Here is a 17,178-nt window from a genome sequence, read left to right as displayed (position 1 = left end):
CGATCACGCGTCGTCCGAGTATGAACCGACGAGGCGCACGGCACCGCCGTCGACGCCCTTGGCGCCCTGTTCGAAATCGCCGTCCGGCAGCGCGGTGTCGCGCACGACGCCCACCTGCCATGCCGCGATGCCATCCTGCGCGAGAGCGGATGCCGCAGCATCCGCCTTGTCGGCCGCCACGACCGCGAGGAACCCGATGCCCAGGTTCCATGTGCCTTCGGTCGAGGTGAGCTCGAGATCGCCGAGGTCGGCGAGCACGCGGAACACCGGCGACGGCGACCACGTCGACCGGTCGACCTCGACCCACGTGCCACGCGGCAGCACGCGCGCGAGGTTGGCCGCGATTCCGCCGCCGGTAACGTGACTGAGGGCATGGATGCGGTCGCCGTGATCGGCGATCAGCCGCAGCAGCGGCTGGGTGTACAGGCGGGTCGGCTCGAGAAGGGCCTCGCCCCATGTCACCCCGAAGTCTGCGGCGTTGTCGCCGTACTGGATGCCGGCGCCCGCGACGATGTGACGCACGAGCGAGTAGCCGTTCGAGTGCAGGCCCGAGCTGGCCAGCGCGAGCACCACGTCTCCGGTGCGCACACGATCGGCGCCCAGCAGTCGAGACGCCTCGACCACGCCGGTGGCGGCGCCCGCGACGTCGTAGTCGTTGATGCCCAGCAGACCGGGGTGCTCGGCCGTCTCACCGCCGACGAGAGCGGTGCCGGTCTCGGCGCAGCCGGCGGCGATGCCGCGGACGATGTCGGCGATGCGCTCGGGGAAGACCTTGCCGCACGCGATGTAGTCGGTCATGAAGAGCGGCTTCGCGCCCACCACGACGATGTCGTCGACGACCATGCCGACCAGGTCGAGCCCGATCGTGTCGTGCTTGTCGATGGCCTGCGCGATCGCGACCTTGGTGCCGACGCCGTCGGTGCTGGTCGCGAGAAGGGGCCGGTCGTACGCCTTGAATGCGGTCGCGTCGAAGAGCCCGGCGAAACCGCCGACGCCACCGAGCACCTCGGAGCCGTGCGTGCGGCGGACAGCCGACTTCATCAGCTCGACGGCGAGGTCGCCGGCGGCCGTGTCGACCCCGGCTGCCGCGTAGGGATTGACCGGGGCGTCGCGAGAGGAGGAAGCCACGGGTACCAGCCTACCGGCGGCCCGGCCGTGCGGATGCCCTGAGTCCTCACCGTGAAGGCTGGGTGCGGCATCCGTCGGCCCTCGTCTGCGGTCGATGCCACCGCCCCGGGGCACATCCGTCACGCCGGGGCGGGGCATTCACGCCCCGGCGTGCGCAATCCGCCCCGGGGCGGACTCGTCACAGGGCACAGGCCGCCCGGCGTCCCCTCGTCTGCGGTCGATGCCGCCACCCCGGGGCACATCCGTCCCGCCGGCGCGGGGCATTCACGCCCCGAGGTGCGCAATCCGCCCCGGGGCGGATATACGCGATTGCGCGAACGTACGCGAACCGCCCGCCTATCGCCGCCCCAGAGGCACCGAGCCGCGACCCACGGTCCTACAATGGCCGCATGGGCGGCGCCGGAGCACCGGAGTGGCTGATCCGCGAAGATGCCGGGCAGTCGGTCCTCATCGCGCTCTATCTGCGCCAGGTGCTCGGCATCCGCTCGCCCGATGAGCTGCCGCACCTGCGCGGCATCCCCCCGCGTGTCAACGATCGCGATGCAACGGCACAGGCGCTGCTCGAGCGCGAGTGGCGCGAATACTGGGCGATGACGGTCGAGCCGCAGGCCCACCCCTCTCCTGTGCCGCTCGACCTCGTCGACGGCTTCGACACCCTCCTCGCGCTGCCCACCGAGGGTTCCGACGAGTTGCGTGCCGCGATCATCCCCCACGCGCCCGAAGCACTCGCCTTCGCCCAGTCGACGAACGCCCGCTACCAGCGGGACGCCCACGTCGGCTCCGGCACCGCATACCGGGCCTATGCGAGCGCGATCGCCGAGTACGAGCGGCAGGTCGGCCGCCGTGCGCACTCGTTCGAGCTGAATGTGCAGGTGCTTCCGCTCAGTCAGCGCGGAGTCTGGTGGATCGGGTCATTGACGATCGCGGTCACCGACGGACTGCGGGGGGATGTCGTCGCGTTCGACGCCGCGATCCACCCGATCATCGCCGAGCTCGCCTGACCGACCGCAGCGGGGCCGGATGTGCGCTGCGCGAACCGGTCAGTGGTTGTCGTGATTCGTCTCGGGCTCGGGATCGACGTGCACCGACTCGTGATCGACCGTGACGTCGCGGGTGCGACGCTGCGAGCGGCGGTCGAGGACGAGCGCCACGACACCGGCGATCGCGAGGCCGATCGGCACGCAGACCAGCGTGAGGAAGCCGAAGACCTGGCCCTGCGAGTACACGACGCCCGTGTTGGGGCTGACATCGGCGGAGCCGTTGAAGGCGAACGTCAGGATGAGCGCCACCAGCACGCCCAGCACGGCACCGAACAGCAGGAAGACCGAGATCTTCGGTGCGCGGCGCACGCGCACGGTCTCGATGCGGTCCTGGCTGTGCTCGGGCATGCCTCCATTGTCCCACTCCCGGTGCGCGAGCGCGCCCGGTCTCGCGATCCCTGCCGAGGACGAAAGAGGGACGGCACCCGCGGTGTCGAGCAGCTCGACAACCGTGCCCGCGGGCGCCGTCCCTGCGCCGCCGACTCAGTCGGCGGCCGAGTCTCCGCTTCCGCCGGCCGTCGCACGGCGGCGGGAGACCACGATCCAGACGAGCGCACCGATCACGAGGACCAGGGCGATCCCCCCGACCGCCCACGGCCACACCGGCGCGTCCGACGATTCGGCCGAGACGGCCTCGATTTCGGCAGCCTCGGCGACCGGCACGTCGGCGTCGACCGCGACCGCGTCGACCGCGCAGTCCGCGGTGAGGGGCAGAACAGCCGACACCGGGTCGAGTTCCTCGCCCGCGGGGTAGGTGCCGAACGCGGCCGCTCCTGCTGCGGTCAGCGTCGCCGGCAGAGTGTCGAGCACGAGCCCGTCGTCGGTGAGTTCCAGGTCGGGCAGGGCGAACTCCGCGAAGCGGATGCCCTCAGCCGTCACCGGCTCTCCCGCCTGCGTCGTGCCGCTCACATCGAACACCACGTACCCGGTGTCGCCGGCGAGCTCGACCCGAGCGTTGGAGAGGGTGGTGTCGAGCGCGCCGCTGTGCCCCGTGAAGCGGATGCTGCCGCCATAGGTCACCAGACCCGTCCGGGCCTCGGCATCCACCGTTCCCGTGCCGCCGGTCCACACGTAGGCGGGGTACTCGTAGACGAGGTCGGTGAGCTCCCACCCGCCGGCGGCGATGCCTTCGACGTAGGTGCGGAAGCTCTCCTTGAAGCCCCAGTTCAGGCTCGCACCGTCGACGACGCACCCGGAGGTCGCGATCGCCGCACGAGCGAGCGTGAAGCGGATGCCGCGGTCCACCGACCCCTGGAAGGTCAGGGTGTGCTCCCCGTCGGTGAGCGTCGCGGGAAGCGAGCCGGTCCAGGTGGCCGTGCCCGAGGCATCCGCCGTCACCTCACCGAGGAGCGTCGGCGTCGAGTACACGACGACCTGGATGCCCGACTCGTTCGGCTCGAACCCGGATGCCGACACGGTGGCCGTTCCGCCGGACTGGAGGGCCGCGAGGGCGTCGTCGTCGAGGTCGATGCCGGTCGCCGCGGGAGGAGCCGACGGGATGCTGCGCTTCGCCGCCGCAGGGGCGGCTGCGGCGATCGTTCCCGTCGAGCCGGCGGGGGCCGCCGACGGGATGCCGACCGTGAACGTCACGGGGTCGAGCTCGGTGGTGAATCCCTCGAGCACGTCACTCTGCCCGGCAGCCGTGAGGCTCGCCGGAACACCGGTGTAGGTCACCGTTCCGTTGGTGGCGGTGCGGGTGCCCGCGGCGAGGTTCAGCGTCGCGAACGCCACCTGTGATCCGCCGCTCGTCACGTACAGCGACGCCGACGAAGGCGACGCGATGCGCACCTGCGGGTTCGCGACGGTGACGTCGAGGACGCCCGCATGTCCGGTGAAGCGGACGGCGCCGGTATACGACACCGTGCCGGTGCCGGTCGCCGCGTCATAGGTGCTGCCCGCAGCCTGACCGAACTGGAACACGCCGTCGGCGCGCGTGGCGCCGTTGGTCGCCGCGATGCTGCCGTGTGCGATCGGGCCGGTGACGTAACTCGCGAAACTCGACGAGATAGCCCACTTGAGCGAGCCCGCGCCCTGCGGCGTCAGCGGATCCGTCGGCGTGACCGGCGGCTGGGGTTCGACGGGCGGCTGGGCGTCGGGGAAGAGGATCTTCCAGTGGTCCGCGGTGAAGGGCACGTCTGCGCGGGCGTAGATCGTGTCAGCGGTCGGGTTGGTGTGGCTCTTCCACACGACGACCTCGTACTCCTTCGTCGGATCCAGCTCCTCGGTCGGCGCGACGAGCGTCTTGTCGAACGCCCCGCCGACGATGGCCCCGGGCGTCGCCCAGAAGCCGAAGACGACGTATCCGCCGCCCGCAGTGAGCTCCGCCTCGGTGCCCTTCTCGATGATCGCGGCGTATGCGCCGGTCACATCACCGAAGTCCGACCCGACCACGCGGGCCGTCGCACCGGCCGACGCCGAGACGTCCGTCACCGAGACGTCGAGCGTGGGAACCGGCGCAGGGTCGGCGAACGTGAGGGGCGTGTACGTCTCGAACGGCGCATACGACGCCCCGCCACCGGGATACGTGTAGATGCCGTAATTGCCCCCGAGCAACTCCGACGCCTCGGTCTTGGACACCGTCAAAGTGGTCTGGAACGAGCCATCCGCACCGATCACGATGCCACCCGCAGCAGCACCACCGATCGTCGCGACATCAGCCTCCAGCACACCCCACTTCTGCGACAGCACCTTCCGCGCCGCACTCGTCGCACCCGCCGACGGCTTCCACACATCAGCGAACTTGCCGAACACCACATACGACCCCGTGAACGTGCCCGCCAACGGCGGCCGCGTCCCACTCGTCGCCGGCGCACTCGGCACGAACCCCGTACCCGTCACCGTGATCGTCTCACCCGCAGCATCCAACCCCGACGTCTTCGACACCGACACCGTGGGAACCGGAATCTCGGGCTGGGGCACGGCGGTGATCTCGTACGAGACCGCGGCGGAGGTCGACGCGGTGAAAACCGCGGGCTCCGCGGGCGCGAAGACGGCGGTCAGCGACGCGGTGCCGGCTGCAGCGATGCTGGTGGTCACGGTCGTGCCGACGGCGGCTTCACCGAGCTTGGTGGAGCCGTTGAAGTACGAGACCGTTCCCGATGCCTCGGGCGTGACAGTCGCGCCCAGCGTGAAGTCCACTCCGGCCTGGCTGGAGGCGGCGGGGTTCACGCTGATGATGGTCGTGGTCGCAGCAGCGGGGAGCTGCTCCCACGCGATCTCGGTCGTGGTGTTCTGACTCGTGTCCGCGAAGCCCTGACCGTGAGCCTTGGAGGTGTAGATCGCGTGCTGGGCACCGTCGGTGTATGCCGGAACCGACATCTGCACGCTGAACGTGCCCTCGGCCGACATCGGCGCGGTGCGGCCGGCACCGGAACCACCGTCGACGTTGCCCGGCGCGATCCAGACGGTGTCGCCCAGTTGCGAGGATCCGGCGTAGAAGCCGGGGAGGCCGACGGGTCCGACGGCGAGGTACACGCCGGGGCTGACACCCGCGAAGCCCGAGCCGGTGACGGTCACGACTCCGCCCGCGCGCGCCGCGTCGGTGACCGAGACGGCGGGACCGGCGGCGTGGGCGGATGGGGCGACGATCGCGCCGGCGATCAGGAGCAGAAGGGCGAGAAGCGTCGCGACGGCGGCTTTGCCGCGGTCGAGGACGGGCTGCGTGAACACGGGGTCTCCGTAGGGGACCGGCGCGCACGCCAAGAGCACGCAGCCGGTGCATCAATGCGATCGGGTCGGGTTTGGAGGAAAGGTTTGGTTTGGCTAACCTAAACTCAACCCGACCGTACGGCACCCTCTCAGCCTTCGTCAAGTTTAAGGTAAGGCTACCCTCATGCGACGAATCCGTCTTTTCGCGCTGCTCGCGGTGACTTCCATCGGCCTCTCCGGATGCGCCGCGGCGAGCCACGCGAGCGCTGACATCTGTGTGCAGGCGGAGCAGCCGCTCGCGGCTCTGACGCTCGTCGACGACCCGCGAACCGCGACCGGACAATCCACTGCATGCCTGTCTTCGCATGCGATCGAGCCGGTCACCGTCGATGACGACCCGACGCTGCCGGTCACCGTCACAGACGCGGAGGGGCGCGAGGTGGAGGTGACCGATGTCAGTCGCATCCTCGCCGTCGACATCTCGGGCACGATCGCGGCGACCGTCTTCGGACTCGGCCTCGGCGACAACGTCGTGGGGCGCGACTCGTCGACCACGTTCGACGGCACCGCAGACCTTCCGGTCGTCACCAAGACCGGACACACCCTCAACGCCGAGGCGATCCTCGAGATCGCCCCGACGGTGATGCTCACCGACACCACGATCGGGCCGAAAGAGGTGCGGCAGCAGCTGCGCGACGCCGGGATCGCCGTCGTGGTGATCTCGGGCGAACGCCGCATCGACACCGCCGACGACCTCGTCGCCGAGATCGCCGGAGCGCTCGGCGTCCCCACGCGAGGCACCGCGCTCGCAGAGCAGCTGACCGCCGACATCGACAGCGCGATCGCCGAGGTCGCCGCGGTCACGCCGGGCACGGCATCCGATCGTCCTCGCATGCTCTTCCTCTATGTGCGCGGCAGCGCGAACGTCTACTACATCTTCGGCCGGGATTCGGGTGCGGACTCGTTGATCGACGCCGTCAGCGGGATCGACGTCGCGTCCGAGATCGGCTGGGAGGGCATGAAGCCCATGACGGCCGAGGCGCTCGTCGCCGCCGAACCCGATGTGCTCGTGATGATGACCGACGGGCTCTCGTCCGTCGGGGGTGTTGACGGACTCATCGAGCGCATCCCCGCGCTCGCTCAGACTCCGGCAGGTGCGAACGGCCGGGTGGTCGACATGGCGGATGCCGAGATCCTGAGCTTCGGGCCGCGCACCGCCGACGTCATCCGGGCGCTGGCGCGGGCGGTCTACGCCCCGGCGGACTCGCCGACGCCGACCTCACCAGCGGAGCCTGCGACATGACGGCCGAAGTCGTCGTGCGGACACCGACCCGCCCCCGGACATCGCGCTTCGTCCTCCTGACGATCGCGCTCGCGCTGGGTGTGGTCGTCACCGCCGTCGTCTCGCTCGGCCTGGGCCAGTACGCTCTGACGCCCGAGCAGGTCATCGGGATCCTGCTCGGCCAGCTGGGCATCGACCTCGCGGGCGCCCCCACGCAACCGACGGCGATCGGCGTCGTGATGGACATCCGTCTGCCGAGAATCGTGCTGGGTCTGCTCGTAGGCGTGGCCCTCGCCGTGTCGGGCGTGCTGATGCAGGCCATCTTCGGCAACCCGCTGGCCGACGCCGCGGTGGTCGGCGTCTCATCCGGTGCCGCGCTCGGCGCAGCAGCCAGCCTCACCTTCGGGCTCGCCATGTTCGGGATGTGGACCACCCCGGTGTGGGCGTTCGTCGGCGGACTGGTGGCCGTGTTCACCGTCTACCTCGTGAGCCGGTCCGGCGGACGCACCGAAGTCGTCACCCTGCTGCTCACCGGCATCGCCGTCAATGCGATCGCCGGGGCGGGCCTGGCCTTCATGACCTTCCTCGGCACGACCGCCACCCGCGAGCAGATCGTGTTCTGGCAGCTGGGGAGTCTGAACGGCGCGCTGTGGCAGAACATCGCGGTGATCACGCCGCTGATCGCGATCGGTGTGGTCATCGCCTTCGCGGTCTCGCGACGACTCGATCTCTTCGCGCTCGGCGAGCGCACCGCCCGCCATCTCGGGGTGCGGGTCGAGCTGCTGCGCATCGTCGTGATCGTGACGGTCGCCCTCCTCGTGTGCGCGGCGGTCGCCTTCGCCGGGATCATCGGATTCGTCGGGCTCGTCGTCCCCCACCTGATGCGCATGGCGATCGGCCCGGCGCACCTTCCCCTCATGGTCACCAGCGCGCTCGGCGGCGCGCTGCTCATCGCGCTGGCCGACCTGGTCGCGCGCACGGCTGTTCCCATGGCCGATCTGCCGATCGGCATGCTGACCGCCCTCGTCGGCGGCCCGTTCTTCCTCTGGCTGCTCATCCGCACCCGGCGGCGGGCAGGAGGCTGGGGATGAACGTCCGGCTCGAGGCGCGCGCGGTCACCGTCGTCCCCGACGGATCGCGCCGCGCCATCCTCTCCGACGCATCGGTCCAGATCCGCTCGCACGAGGTCCACGCACTCGTCGGCCCCAACGGCGCGGGCAAGTCCACCCTCTTCGGCGTCATCGCGGGCGATGTGCGCGCGACCTCGGGCACGGCGCTGCTCGACGAACGCGCGATCGGCGACTACTCGGCGCGAGAGCTCGCACGGCTGCGCGCCGTTCTGCTGCAGCAGAACGCCGTGACCTTCCCGTTCACCGTCGCGCAGGTCGTCGAGATGGGCAGGGCTCCCTGGGCACGGATCTCGGACGAGGAGCAGGATGCCGCGGCCATCGCGCGCGCATTGGCCGACGCCGACATCGCCGCACTCGCGGCCCGCGCGATCCCTTCACTGTCGGGCGGCGAGCGGGCGCGCGTCGCGCTCGCGCGCGTGCTCGCACAGGGCACCGACATCCTGCTGCTGGACGAACCGACCGCGGCGCTGGACCTCAAGCACCAGGAGGACGTGCTCGCGGTCGCCCGCCGGCGTGCGCGCGAAGGCGCGGCGGTGGCCGTCGTGCTCCACGACCTCAACGCGGCGATGTCATCGGCAGACCGCGTCACGCTGCTCGCCGACGGCCGCGTGGTGGCGACCGGAACCCCGGCCGAGGTGCTCACCGCAGAGCGGATCGAGGCGGTCTATGCGCAGCCCGTCGATGTGTTCCCGCACCCGGTGACCGGGATTCCCCTCGTCACGCCGCGCCGCGCCTGACGCCGGCTCGGCCGGCGAGTGGGTCGCGGCGCCGCGTTCACTGGCACCTCCCGGTGACGACTCACTGGCGGACCCCGGGGATCACTTCATGTGCTCTCACCGAGAACACAGCTTGCGCACGTGCCCGACGTGTGCGTTCGGTGAGAGCACATGAAGTGGACAGTCAGCGCTACGGCGCCCGTCGCTGCCACGGGAGCAACTGCATGATGTTGAGCACCGCGACGATCGCCGCACTCAGCGCGAGCGCGGTGCCGAGCAGCGGAATCACGAGCGGGTTCGCCGTGCCGGAGAGGCTGCCGGGGACGAGCCCCTCGCTCTGCGGAAGCACGGTCGACGCGTCGGCGAGCGCGTAGACGGGAACGGATGCCGGAACCGCCGGGGCAGCGAGCGCCGGGGCCGCCGACGCAGGGCGCTGCCGGATCGTGTTCTGCGGAGCCGCGGCGGCTCCGGCATCCGTCTCCGGCGGCACCACCGTGATGGGTGCCCGCGCGTCGTAGCTGATGTAGAGGGTCGAGGCGACCTTCGCGCGATCGCGCACCCCGCCTGTCGTGAGCCAGTAGCCTGCCTGACCCGTCAGCTTCTGGAACTGCACGAACGAGGCGGGGAAGGCTCCCCAGTAGGCCGCGTTGTCGGCCGTGCGAGCGACCTGGCCGACGCCGGAGACCGAGACCCCGGCGTACAGCGGGTCGGTCATGAATCCGTCCCCCGACGTGTCGGCGCCTCGGAGCTCGGCCAGCACGATCTGCTGCTTCTCGATCTCACGCCACTCGGCGAGATTCTCCATGGAGGCCGCGTATCCGCTCGCCGTCGCGGTGACGCGGCCGTCGCCGGATGCATCGATCGAGAGCACCGGATCGCTCGCGCTCCAGTACGTCATGCCGCCGTAGAAGACGACGGTGAACGAGCCCGACCAGCGGATCTCGAGGCTGCCGTCGGCCGCGCGCACGCCGGTGCCGCCGTCGATGACGACCTGGTTGCCGGTCTGGCTCGTGAGCGAGGATGCCGTGACCGCGGTGCCGTTCGCGTCGAGGCAGCGGCCTGCCCAGGTCGCGAGGTCGTACTCCCCCGATCGCGCCGGCTTCTCGATCCGCACGTCGCCGTCGGTCGCGCGGTACAGCGCAGCGCCGGCCGTGTCGGTCGCGCCCGCACCCCATACGATTCCCCCGCCCCCGACATCTCCCGCGCGACCCGCGCTCAGGAAGTTGCAGCCGCCGGCGAACGCGCCGGCCCCCGACTCGGTGTTGAGGCCCCAGCGGAACTGGGCATCGGCGATCGCGTCGCCGTCCTGCGGGCCGCGCTCGGGCACCGTCACGTGGATCTCGCCGCCCGATGCTCCGTCCTCGGAGTCGGTCGTGCCGGCCGCGACGCTCGCGACGGCAGGGGCCAGCGCGAGCGTGCCGGCCAGCAGGGCGGCGGCGAGCAGGCGGCCGGGCGCACGCCTCATCGCTCTGCCCCCGGCAGGGAGAGGGCCAGCGTCTCGGAATCGGGACCGGATGCCTCGGCACCGGCGTGTGCGACCTGCGCCCCCGGTGCGACGGGGGAGACGGTCGTCGCCGCGCCGGGGGCGGCGACCGGTCCGGCGATCTCATCGATCCCGGTGGCCGAGGTCGGATCCGTGGCCGCCTCCTTCTCCGCACCGGCGGCGATGGGCGCTGCGCTCGCGCTCTTCACTCTGCGTGCCGCTCGCCCGCGACGCGCCGCCCGGCGGATGGAGACGATCACGCTCGTCACGATGAGCACGAGCGCGAGCACGATGCTCGATGCCAGCACGACGAACAGCCACATCGGCGTCTCCTGGGTCGCCGGCGTGGCGATCAGGGTGTCGGACACGACGATCGTCACCTGGGCCTCGGCAGTGCCGCCGGAAGCCGCACCGGTCAGGGTGACCAGGTGCGTGCCCCCTCGAACGTCGCGCGGCACCGGCAGAACGCCGGCGACCTCGCCCTGTGCGCCCGCCGCGAGCGGCCCCACCGACACCAGTCCGTTGTCGAGGGTCGCCACCACCTGCTCCCCCGGTGTGAAGCCCTGGCCGGTGAACGCCACGGACGTGCCGGCGTCGACGGAGGTGCTCGCGAGCCCCAGGCGCAGCGCGCCGATCGCCGGAGCCGCCTCGGTGCCGGTGGCGGCAGCAGCGGCATCCGTCGTTCCTGCCGCGCCCGTACCGGCAGCGGCGAACGTGATCGGCGTGAAGGTCTCGTTGTTGGCGTTCTTCACGCCGTGGGCGCCGATCGTGATGATGCCGCACGTCACCTCACGGCAGTCGACACTCGAGTTGTTTCCCGAGCGGTCGCGGCTCTCGAAGACCGCGCCGGGAACCACCATCGACACCGTCCACGAGCCATCGGCGGCCATCACCGCGTGCGCGGCGCCTTCGGTCTCGCTTCCCGGGAACGCCACGAACCGCTGGAAGCCCTGGTTGTCCTGGGATTCCGAGTCGGGGACGTATCGGAAGTCGGTGCCGACGAGTCCGCCACTGCTCGGCGTCCACGACGTGCCGCGGGGGTCGTCCACCCAGCCGAACAGCACATAGACCCCGCCGAACCCGTTGGCGATCGACTGGAATCCGCTGCCTCGAACCGTCATCTCGGTCGCGTAGTCGGGGTCGGCGGTGGCCGCGCCCTGCGCGTTGGTCACGACGACCCCGGCGGCCGCGTGAGCGGCGGACAGCGGCAGCAGGATGCCCGCCACGAGAGCCACGGATGCCGCGGCCGCAGCCAGCCGGCCGGGGAGCCGCGAGCCGGTCACGATGCGTCCTCAGGGGCGTAGAGCGCGACCGCGAGCGCGTCGAGCACCCCGGCCGTGTGCGGGCCGAAGCTCAGGATGGTCGTGTCGGACATGTCGACGATGCGCCGATGCTGCCCGGCCGTCGTCTGAGCGACCGCCGGAATGTGCTCGACGAGTCCGTCCACACCGCCGACCGACTCGAGACCCTTCGTCATCATCAGGATCACGTCGGGATTCGCGGCGACCAGCGCCTCTGCGGTGAGGGGGCGCATCCCGATCCACCCGTTCTCGCCCGCGACGTCGATACCACCCAGCGCCTCGATCAGGGTGTCGGCTCCGGATTCCTCACCGAACAGGTAGTAGACCCCGGACTGGCCGCGGACGTAGAGGAACAGCATCCGCAATCTGTCGGCGGGATCGGCCGGTGTGACTGCGGCGATCTCGGCGACCTTGGCGGCCACCGCATGCTGCGTGCGCTCGGCGAGGAGCGATCCGCGCTCCGTGACGCCGAGGGCCGAGGCGACTTCGGCGATCAGGCCGCCGATGCCGTCGATCGAGCGGTGCGAGTCCACGACGACGACGGGGATGCCGATCTCGCGCATCTGCAGGATGGTGTCCCAGGGCCCCAGGCTCGTGTCGGTGAGGATCACGGTCGGGTTCAGCTCGAGCATCGCCTCGGCGTTGAGGTCGTGGCCGTTCTGGGTCACCAGCGGGACGCCGGCGATCTCGGGGAAGCCACTCGAGATGTCACGCCCGATCACCTGGTCGCCGAGCCCCAGCTCGAACACGATCCTCGACAGCGACCCGTAGATGTCGAGCGCGAGGATGCGGGATGCGTCGGTGACCGTGACGCTCGTGCCCTGCGAGTCCGTGACAGTGACCGGCAGCTGCACTTCGCCCGCGGTGACGGGATCGATCGCGGTCGTGCCGGCCACAGCCGTGCTCGGTCCTTCCCAGCTGCGGGGATCATCGACGACGGTGACCTCGGCGAGCGGCGGCGTCGCGGGGCCGTCGTCGGCGCCGTGGGCGCCCGCCCCCTGACATCCGGTCAGTGCGAGCGACAGGGCAAGTAGCGCGACGACCGCGCGGACAGGGCGATGAGTGGGCTTCGTCAACAGGATCTCCTGGTTCGAGTTAGGCAAGCCTTGCCTTAATCCTCGATGGCTTAATAAGGTAAGCCTAACCGAAGTTGTCGTGGCAACAATCGCCCGGCTTCGGCATATTCCCGAATCCGAAAGGAACATTCGACGTGCCATCACGCACCGACACACACAGACGCCCGTTCGCGCGGCGACTCGCCGCCCTGGGGGCCGCCGTCGCGCTCACCGCGTCCGGCCTCGCGGTCGCCGCGCCGGCCAACGCCGCCGAAACCGAGGTCGACGGAGCCACCTTCACCTGGGGCCTCAACGGATATGCCCAGAAGGGCATCTTCGGGCCATGGACGTTCAAGAACCTGACCGGCAACGTCGTTCAGCTCTCGGGCGCGACCCAGACGGAGTACGTGACTGCTGCGTTCCCGGCCACGTCCTTCCCGACGAACGCCCCGGCCGGCGCGAACCCGAACGCGGTCAAGTTCAGCGAGGGCGAGGGCACCGTCGATCCCGACACCGGAGCCGCAGCACTCTCGTGGATCGGTTCCTACACGGTCAACGCGTACCCGGCGATCTACAACGCACCGAACGAGATCTACTCGGACCCCGAACTGACGGTTGCAGCGGACGGATCCGGTGAGCTCACCTTCGACTTCACGATCGGCGCGGGCACCGACATGAGCGGCAACCCGTTCGAGGCGGTCGACTACGGGCGCCTCACGCTGGCGACGTTCAGTGCCGGCTCGATCAGCGGCCTCGACAGCGACAGCCTGCGACTGAAGCCGGACTTCTCCGGAGTCGTGCTCGATCCGACGATCGTGGCCGGCCAGATCACGACGTGCACGGCGCCGAGCCTGGCCGGCTCTTGGCCCGCCGAGTTCGTCGAGACGCTCGCCGGCGACCCGGCAGGCGCCTCGGTCTCGGCGCACTTCTACTCCACCGGCTGCGGCGGCAACCAGGACCTCAAGCCTGCGCTGCCGATCGACATCGGGTTCGTCCTCGCCGAGGTTCCGACCGAGCCCGCGGCGGCCCCCGGCGACATCACCGTCGAGGTTCCCACCGCGTCCGAGCCCGCGACGGGCTCGTTCGGCTGGGCATGGGCGACCGAGTCGGCCGTCGACCTCGGGACCGCGACCGCGACCGGTGCCACCTTCACCGCGACGGGCGCACTGAACGACGTCGTCGTCACCGACACCCGCACGGGCGGCACCGGCGCCTACAGCTGGAGCATCTCGGGCCAGGTGTCGGACTTCGTCTCGGGCGCGAACACCTTCACCGGTGCATACCTGGGCTGGGCGCCGAAGGTGACCGCCGGCAGCGCGACCGCCGGTGCCGCGGTGACGTCCACGCAGCTCGGCGGTGCAGGTCTCGCCGCCGCCAGCGTGCTGGCCGGCTCGAACGCGGCAACCAGCGCCACGGTGGGCGCCGACCTGTCGCTCGTCATCCCCGGCAGCACTGCTGCAGGGGACTACAAGACGACGCTGACGCTCACCGCCGTCCAGTAACCCACAACCGCATGGCGGGGGTCCGGCGCACGGCGCCGGACCCCTCGTGTGCTCCCGAAAGCAGACCCGATGCCTCGCCCCCCGCTCCTGTCGTCCGTCCTCGCGTCCGCGGCCCTCGCTCTGGCCGCACTCGCGGCATCCGTCCTCGCCCCGACCATGGCCCTCGCCGCCGACGCCCCGCCCGCCATCGCGTGGACGGTCGAGACCGTCGACGGCGCCCAGGGCGCCGGCCGCCCCAACTTCTCGTACGCCGTCGACCCGGGCGCCACCCTCACCGACACCATGCGTGTGACGAACACCGGCGCGACGGCCCTCGACCTCGCCGTCTATGCCGCCGATGCGTACACGACGCCCTCGGGCAACATCGACCTGAACACGACGGATGCGCCGTCCGTCGACGCCGGCACGTGGGTGGTCGCCGACGTCGCCGCCCTCTCGCTGCAGCCCGGTCAACAGGCCGACGTCGCCTTCACGGTCACGGTGCCCGCCGATGCGGCGCCCGGCGATCATTCGGCCGGGCTCATCACCTCGTTCCGCGGGGGCGAATCCACCGACACGATCGACGTCGACCGGCGGCTGGGCACCCGCGTCACAGTGCGCGTCTCGGGCGAGATCGCACCGGCGGTCGCCGTGCAGAACGTCACGACGACCTACTCCCCCTCGTGGAACCCCTTCGAACCCGGCACGCTCGTGCTGTCGTACCGGCTCGCGAACACCGGAAACACACTCCTCAGCGGTACGGATGCGTCGACCGCCGCCGGCCCGTTCGGCGCCTTCGCCGCCGCGAGCGCCCCGCTCGTGCTCTCCGAAGTGATCCCCGGATCGAGCATCGACGTGGTCCGTGAGATCCCGATCGCGCCCTGGGGGTGGGTATCCGGCACGGTCGCCGTCCAGCCGGAGGCGATCGGGCTCGGCGCTCAGCCCCTCGCGGCCGTCACGCACGAGTACGGCGTGGTCGCCGTGCCGTGGACGCTGCTCATCGCGTTCAGCGTCATCGGCGTGGCCGTGGTCGTCGTGTGGCTCGTCCGGCGCCGGCGGCGGGCCGAGCCGTCAGATCCGCAGCGGGAGCAGGTCGGAGATGTCGGCGCGCGTGCCCGAGGCGACGATGCGACCTGAGGTCGCGGCATCCGCCCACTGCTCGCCGCCCGTGGCGATCGCGATCCACGTGACGGCGTCGGTCTCGACGACATTGGGCGGCGTGCCACGGGTGTGACGCGGCCCCTCGACGACCTGCACGGCTCCGAACGGCGGCACGCGTACTTCGACCGAGTTGCCGGGGGCCTTCTCGACGAGCAGCTGCAGCAGGTAGCGCACGGCGGTCGCGAGATCGGTGCGGGACGGGAGGGATGCCTCGCCCGCGGCGCGCACCGCCTCGAGGGCGGAGCGTCCGTCGTCGGTAGAGATCTTGCGGGCCACGTGGCCAGGCTACGCCGCGCCTGCGACCTTCGGGCCGGTGCCGGCCGCACGTCCCGAAACATGCCGGGGACCCGCGGGTAGGCTGGGCGGGTGAAGATCCTGGTTCTCGGCTCGGGCGCGCGAGAGCACGCCATCATCCTCGCGCTGCGCTCGGAAGAGGCGGCGCACGAGATCTTCGCAGCCCCCGGCAACGCCGGCATCGGGCAGGACGCGCAGCTGGTCGCGCTCGACGCGAACGACCCCGCGGCGGTCACGATCTTCGCCAACGAGAACGCCGTGGACCTCGTGGTCATCGGGCCTGAGGCCCCCCTCGTGGCGGGCGTCGCCGACGCGCTGCGGGCACGCGGCATCCCGGTGTTCGGCCCCGGAAAAGCGGCCGCGCAGCTCGAAGGATCGAAGGCGTTCGCGAAGCGGATCATGGACGCCGCGGGCGTGCCCACCGGCCGCGCACTCCGCGCGGCGACGCGGCCCGAGCTCGAGGCGGCACTCGACGATCTCGGCGCCCCCTATGTCGTGAAGGCAGACGGCCTGGCCGCGGGCAAGGGCGTCATCGTGACCTCCGACCGCGACGCGGCGCTCGCCCACGCCGACGAGTACCTCCCCGTGGGCCCGGTGCTGGTAGAGGAGTTCCTCGCCGGCCCCGAGGTGTCGCTGTTCTTCCTGAGCGACGGGGACCACGTGCTCGCGCTCAGCCCCGCACAGGACTACAAGCGCCTGCTCGACGGCGACGAGGGCCCCAACACCGGCGGCATGGGCGCCTATTCGCCGCTGCCGTGGCTCGACGGCCCGTTCGGCAGCGAGCAGGAGTTCGTCGACCTCGTCACTCGAGAGGTCGCCGAACCGGTCGTCCGCCGACTGGATGCCGAGGGCACGCCCTTCATCGGCCTGCTCTATGCCGGCCTCATCCTGACCGACTCCGGCGTCAAGGTCATCGAGTTCAACGCGCGCTTCGGCGACCCCGAGACGCAGGTCGTGCTGCCCCGGCTGCTCGACCCGCTCTCGGAGCTGCTGCTCGCCGCGGCATCCGGCAATCTCGAGGATCGCCCGCGTCCCGCCTTCGCCGACGCCGTCTCGGTCACCGTCGTGCTCGCCAGCGAGGGCTACCCCGCTGCACCCCTCACCGGTCGCCCGCTCACAGGGCTTCGCGCCGCCGAGAGCGTCGAGGGCGTGCACCTCGCCCACGCGGCCACCGCCGAGTCCGAGGGCGGGCTCGTGGCCACCGGCGGCCGCGTGCTGAACGTCGTCGCGCTGGGCACGACCTTCATCGAAGCACGCGATCGCGTGTACCGTGCCGTCGCCGAGATCGGCCTCGACGGCGCTCAGCACCGCACCGACATCGCCGCACGCGTCGTCGAGCACTGACCTCTCCGAGCGCGCGCGCTCGACCGCACCGCACCGCGCCGTGCCGTGCGTGCGCGCCCGACCGCGCCGCGCCGTGCCGCGCCGCGCGTCGGGGATACACCGTATTCGTCACGAG

14 protein-coding genes are annotated in these 17,178 nt (G+C 71.1%); 7 read left to right on the top strand and 7 right to left on the bottom strand.

The window, feature by feature from the left end; translation table 11 throughout:
- Positions 1-3: 3 nt before the first annotated feature.
- Entirely contained in the window at positions 4-1,128 is a 1,125-nt protein-coding gene (gene purM, locus KEC57_RS12185) for a phosphoribosylformylglycinamidine cyclo-ligase (protein WP_229384881.1), read from the bottom strand.
- Between the two features lie 389 nt (positions 1,129-1,517).
- Here purM and KEC57_RS12180 point away from each other — a divergent pair, with 389 nt between their 5' ends.
- On the top strand, positions 1,518-2,129 hold the full coding sequence (locus KEC57_RS12180; protein WP_229384880.1) for a zinc-binding alcohol dehydrogenase: 612 nt from the start codon (positions 1,518-1,520) through the stop codon (positions 2,127-2,129).
- A 39-nt stretch (positions 2,130-2,168) separates the two neighbouring features.
- Here the strand turns inward: KEC57_RS12180 and KEC57_RS12175 are convergent, their stop codons facing one another.
- Together KEC57_RS12175 and KEC57_RS12170 are read right to left on the bottom strand one after the other, a co-directional pair.
- A complete protein-coding gene (locus tag KEC57_RS12175) occupies positions 2,169-2,516 on the bottom strand; it encodes a potassium transporter Trk (protein WP_229384879.1) in 348 nt (115 codons plus the stop codon).
- Positions 2,517-2,651: 135 nt separating this feature from the next.
- Positions 2,652-5,837 (bottom strand): HtaA domain-containing protein, encoded by a 3,186-nt coding sequence (locus tag KEC57_RS12170; protein ID WP_229384878.1) that lies wholly within the window; start codon positions 5,835-5,837, stop codon positions 2,652-2,654.
- 163 nt (positions 5,838-6,000) lie between these two features.
- Between KEC57_RS12170 and KEC57_RS12165 the strand changes: the two genes are divergently transcribed.
- Genes KEC57_RS12165 through KEC57_RS12155 form a run of 3 tightly spaced genes read left to right on the top strand, consistent with a single transcriptional unit; the run spans position 6,001 to position 8,965 of the window.
- The gene (locus KEC57_RS12165) at positions 6,001-7,119 is read left to right on the top strand and encodes a heme/hemin ABC transporter substrate-binding protein (RefSeq protein WP_229384877.1); all 1,119 of its coding nucleotides are present in this window, start codon (positions 6,001-6,003) and stop codon (positions 7,117-7,119) included.
- Positions 7,116-8,189 carry a FecCD family ABC transporter permease gene (locus KEC57_RS12160; protein ID WP_229384876.1) on the top strand — a complete coding sequence of 358 codons (1,074 nt, stop codon included), beginning with the start codon at positions 7,116-7,118 and terminating at the stop codon, positions 8,187-8,189. The genes KEC57_RS12165 and KEC57_RS12160 overlap by 4 nt, the downstream gene beginning before the upstream one ends.
- The gene (locus tag KEC57_RS12155; RefSeq protein ID WP_229384875.1) at positions 8,186-8,965 is read left to right on the top strand and encodes a heme ABC transporter ATP-binding protein; all 780 of its coding nucleotides are present in this window, start codon (positions 8,186-8,188) and stop codon (positions 8,963-8,965) included. Before KEC57_RS12160 ends, KEC57_RS12155 begins: the two co-directional genes overlap by 4 nt.
- A gap of 169 nt (positions 8,966-9,134) precedes the next feature.
- Here the strand turns inward: KEC57_RS12155 and KEC57_RS12150 are convergent, their stop codons facing one another.
- From KEC57_RS12150 to KEC57_RS12140, 3 genes are read right to left on the bottom strand one after another with little or no spacing between them, the layout of a single operon-like run.
- The gene (locus KEC57_RS12150) at positions 9,135-10,409 is read right to left on the bottom strand and encodes a hypothetical protein (RefSeq protein ID WP_229384874.1); all 1,275 of its coding nucleotides are present in this window, start codon (positions 10,407-10,409) and stop codon (positions 9,135-9,137) included.
- Positions 10,406-11,710, bottom strand: coding sequence for a hypothetical protein (locus KEC57_RS12145; protein WP_229384873.1), 1,305 nt, complete (start codon positions 11,708-11,710; stop codon positions 10,406-10,408). The genes KEC57_RS12150 and KEC57_RS12145 overlap by 4 nt, the downstream gene beginning before the upstream one ends.
- Positions 11,707-12,804, bottom strand: coding sequence for a heme/hemin ABC transporter substrate-binding protein (locus tag KEC57_RS12140; RefSeq protein ID WP_229384872.1), 1,098 nt, complete (start codon positions 12,802-12,804; stop codon positions 11,707-11,709). Before KEC57_RS12140 ends, KEC57_RS12145 begins: the two co-directional genes overlap by 4 nt.
- A gap of 134 nt (positions 12,805-12,938) precedes the next feature.
- On the opposite strand from KEC57_RS12140, the gene KEC57_RS12135 reads away from it, so the two are divergent.
- On the top strand, positions 12,939-14,285 hold the full coding sequence (locus KEC57_RS12135; protein WP_229384871.1) for a hypothetical protein: 1,347 nt from the start codon (positions 12,939-12,941) through the stop codon (positions 14,283-14,285).
- A gap of 69 nt (positions 14,286-14,354) precedes the next feature.
- A complete protein-coding gene (locus KEC57_RS12130; RefSeq protein WP_229384870.1) occupies positions 14,355-15,401 on the top strand; it encodes a WxL protein peptidoglycan domain-containing protein in 1,047 nt (348 codons plus the stop codon).
- Here KEC57_RS12130 and KEC57_RS12125 read toward each other — a convergent pair.
- A complete protein-coding gene (locus tag KEC57_RS12125) occupies positions 15,336-15,701 on the bottom strand; it encodes a sterol carrier family protein (RefSeq protein WP_229384869.1) in 366 nt (121 codons plus the stop codon). The genes KEC57_RS12130 and KEC57_RS12125 overlap by 66 nt on opposite strands.
- A 90-nt stretch (positions 15,702-15,791) precedes the next feature.
- On the opposite strand from KEC57_RS12125, the gene purD reads away from it, so the two are divergent.
- On the top strand, positions 15,792-17,063 hold the full coding sequence (gene purD / locus KEC57_RS12120) for a phosphoribosylamine--glycine ligase (protein WP_229384868.1): 1,272 nt from the start codon (positions 15,792-15,794) through the stop codon (positions 17,061-17,063).
- Positions 17,064-17,178: the final 115 nt, after the last annotated feature.

This window comes from Microbacterium allomyrinae (genome assembly GCF_020682705.1).
Lineage (GTDB): Bacteria > Actinomycetota > Actinomycetes > Actinomycetales > Microbacteriaceae > Microbacterium > Microbacterium allomyrinae.
The sequence above is the reverse complement of the archived record's forward strand: the minus strand, read 5'-3'. Positions and strand labels throughout refer to the sequence as shown.